3 protein-coding genes are annotated in these 3,610 nt (G+C 39.9%); 1 reads left to right on the top strand and 2 read right to left on the bottom strand.

The features are described from left to right. A partial coding sequence (locus VJ937_RS05625; RefSeq protein WP_324065910.1) for an efflux RND transporter permease subunit occupies positions 1 to 1,077 on the top strand: 1,077 nt, incomplete at its 5' end. Positions 1,078 to 1,124: 47 nt separating this feature from the next. Here the strand turns inward: VJ937_RS05625 and VJ937_RS05620 are convergent. Together VJ937_RS05620 and VJ937_RS05615 are read right to left on the bottom strand one after the other, a co-directional pair. Next, a complete protein-coding gene (locus VJ937_RS05620) occupies positions 1,125 to 1,727 on the bottom strand; it encodes an FISUMP domain-containing protein (RefSeq protein WP_324065909.1) in 603 nt (200 codons plus the stop codon). 122 nt (positions 1,728 to 1,849) lie between these two features. Next, positions 1,850 to 3,610 (bottom strand): TonB-dependent receptor plug domain-containing protein (locus tag VJ937_RS05615; protein WP_324065908.1); only part of this gene is annotated, 1,761 nt, incomplete at its 5' end.

Genomic DNA, 3,610 nt, shown 5'->3' with positions numbered 1-3,610 from the left:
GATTTGGCTATAAAGGTTTATGGTGAAGATCTTGAGACTTTGAGTAAAATAGGCGGCCGTCTCTCTTCCGTAATTCGGACTTTAGATGGAACCGATAATCATTATGTAGAACAACCCATCGGTCAACCTTATTTGACTATAAAAGCTGACCGCGAAGCTATTGCTTCTTTTGGGTTGAATGTAAATGATGTGCAAAAAGTAATAGAAGCTGGAATTGGAGGGCAAAGTGCCGGCCAGGTTTTCGAAGGACAACGCCGGTTCGATATCATGGTACGTTATCCTGAAAATTTGAGAGATAAATTTGAAAAAATAATGGAGGTGCCCGTGCAATTGTCCAATGGCAGTTTTATTCCGCTAAAACGTGTTACAAATATTCAGGCGCAGGAAGGCCCCCGTGAAATTCAGCGTGAAAATGGTTGGCGCAGGCTTATTGTAGGTATCAATATTCAAAATATTGATATGGGCACTTATGTGGAGAATCTCCAAAAAGCTATTGATAAACAAGCAAATATTCCTGCCGGTTATTTCCTGGAGTATGGCGGCACTTTTGAAAACCAGCAACGAGCAATGAATCATCTATTATTGGTCGTACCATTATCTTTATTTATCATACTTGGGCTCTTGTATCTGAACTTTGGACATATTCGTTATGCTCTACTCATTCTGGTTAACCTGCCATTTGCATTGTCAGGAGGTGTGTTCTTTTTATGGATGCGCGATATGTATCTGTCCGTTTCAGCTAGCATAGGGTTTGTGGCGCTTTTTGGTGTAGCGGTGCTCAATGGAATTGTTTTAGTAGATCACATCAATCATTTACGTAAGGAAGGGTATTCACTGAAAGAATCAGTCATTGATGGCGCAACTGACAGGTTACGTCCGGTATTAATGACTGCCCTGGTGGCCAGTCTCGGTTTTATTCCTATGGCTTTTAACACCGGCCCGGGCTCTGAGGTTCAAAGGCCATTAGCTACAGTAGTTATTGGCGGTCTTGTAACTGCTACACTATTGACTCTTTTTGTATTGCCTACTATTTATAATTGGATGGAAAAAAGAAGGGCCATAAAAGAACAGGCATAATAATAGAAAACTAAAATATACAGAGGTGGCCTGTTTTTTGGTCACCTCTATTTTTTTATACACCTTACGGACATGCCAAAACGTTTGTCAGCAAAGTCGATATAGCTTTTACGGCCATTTTTTCCTATAAATAGCAACCAGGCCTGGCCGCGGAAACTTTTACTACGCGTCCAATAATTCCCACTATAATCGAGATCAATATATTGGCCATTTTCTGTTCTCCAGCCACTCTGAATAGCTTCAAAACCACTGCACCCTCCTTGTATTATTTCTTTTGAAGGATTTTTATTGTCGCGTGCTATTAAAAATAGTAATTGATTGAAATCTGCTTTTGTTGGCAGCTCCCATCCATCGGGACAGGCTTCCTTTGCGGTTTCCCAGTTGTATAAATAGCCATGCTCTGAAACGTACTGAGTGTCATCCAGGTAGGGCCAGCATCCTTTGGGTGTTTTATAGGCCAGGTTTTCTGCCATCCAAATTTGGTTGCCAATGCGCATCACTTTATAACGTTTCCCATCCCTTGAGTCTTCCAGTATATCTGGCTGGTTATGGTTTTCAGAAGATTGTGCAAAAAACGGTTTTGCAATGCAAATAATTATTGGCGTTGCAATAAAAAGTAGTGATTTATTGGCAGTTAATCTCAAATTCATGAATTAGCCTCTGGCTTAAAATTGGCTGTTTCAGTTTTCAATTTAATAAACTTTTGATTTAAAAATAAAAAAAGGACCAGTTTTATCTGACCCTTTTTCTAATTAATAACGGCTTACATATTTTAATGAATAAGGTTGCTGATTTTAATTCCTGCATAGATCATTCGTGGTAAACCCGGCCCATAAATATAGCCCGGGTCACGGTCGTGGCCATAATCAAAGTCGTCCTGATAGGAATTGAAAATATTTTTTACACCCCCATAGAATTGCATGGTAGCACCATTGAGCTTCCAGTTAAAGCGGGCTTTTATACCGATGTCATAAAAAGGATTGCTTTCCCGCAATTCTCTTTCTGAATTTGCTGGAAGTGTATTGCCAAAGTAAGGAACCAACATTGAGCCAGTATAGTTTCCGGTCAATGAAAAGCCGAGTTTCTTTATAACCTGATAATCTATTGTTAGGTATCCATAATCACTGGGAGTGCGCAAGAATGATGTTTCTTTAAATTCCTGAGCATTTTCGTATTTGCTGCTTTGGTAAGTGAAACTGCCTTTGAACGTCAGTTTTTCTGTTGGAACAACGTTGATTTCTATATTGACACCTGCTACTGTAGCTCCACCGTCAGCGTTTACGCGCGTATAGGTTACTGTTCCGGTTGAGTCTGGATCAGAGAATTCATTGGAAAAAGCATCCATAAGTTTGGTATAAAAACCTTCTGCGAGTATTCCTACATATGCATTCCCGATTTTTTTATTAAAGTCAAGAGAAGCCATAATACTATGACTGGTTTCTTGTTTCAAATCAGAGTCATTCTCGTGAAGCACCTTGCGTGCCGTAGAGGTTTCTATGTGCAGGTCTTCATCATAAATTTGTGGAGCCCTGTATCCCTGGCTATAACTTAGGCGCGATTGTAAATAATTAAAAATATCATATTTAACCGTAACCCTCGGACTTATTACGTTGCCCGATTTGTCAGCTTTTGAAATGAAATCTTTTACTATATAATGATCAAAACGCACACCGGCTGTTACTTTTAGTTTTTCATAAGTAATATCATACTGACCAAAAGCACTAAATGTGTTGGTTTGCTGGTCGGCAATGGTCACATTATCCGTATGCGGTACATTGATTGTGGTGTCATTGCCCTGAATATTTATTTCTATATTCTCTACATCAGGGTATCCGAGTTTTTTATCCTTAAGCCACGCTCCCTGGTTTTCTAAGCCAAACGTAACTTCAGATAAATTAAGATTTAGGTGGTATTGTGCTCCGGTAGTGTAGGAGAAGTCTTGTGTATACCCGTAATCGGCCAGTGAGCGTTCGGCACCATAATAAGAATCGCGATCTACTTTTTGACCCGACGCAAATACAGAGAGTTTATCGTGCTCTCTAAAAAATTGATCGTAAGTTAGGGCTGCTGTTGTTATTCTGTGTTCAACAGCCTCCGCTATTGTTGATTCATGAAGAGGGGCGTTGAATTTATCGCCTCCGCGTCGTTTTTCATGAATATGAAATACATCAAACGATACCCGGTTACGATTTGTAAACCGGTGAAACATACGGCTTCCTATTGTTGTGTTTTTTATGTCTGATAATTCTGAAAAGTCATCGCCATTGGCATCAAAGGGAGCTCTTTTTCTATAAAATCCATATAAAGCCATACCGGTTTTACTGTCGGAGGAGATGAGTGATGTGTTGAGTTTTGCTGTAAAATCTGATGATGGGTTGGCATCTTCGAGTCCTGCACCAATACTTCCGCGACTTATATCCATTTCATATGAGTTGGTAATCGGATCTTTCAGTATTAGGTTAATGGTTCCTGCTATGGCATTGCTGCCATAAAGAGCTGAGCCTCCACCACGAACAACCTCAATTCGTTCAAT

Source organism: Salinivirga sp. (assembly GCF_035268865.1).
Classification (GTDB): domain Bacteria; phylum Bacteroidota; class Bacteroidia; order Bacteroidales; family Salinivirgaceae; genus Salinivirga.
Note: the sequence above shows the minus strand (reverse complement) of the source record. Positions and strands in the feature narration are given on the sequence as shown.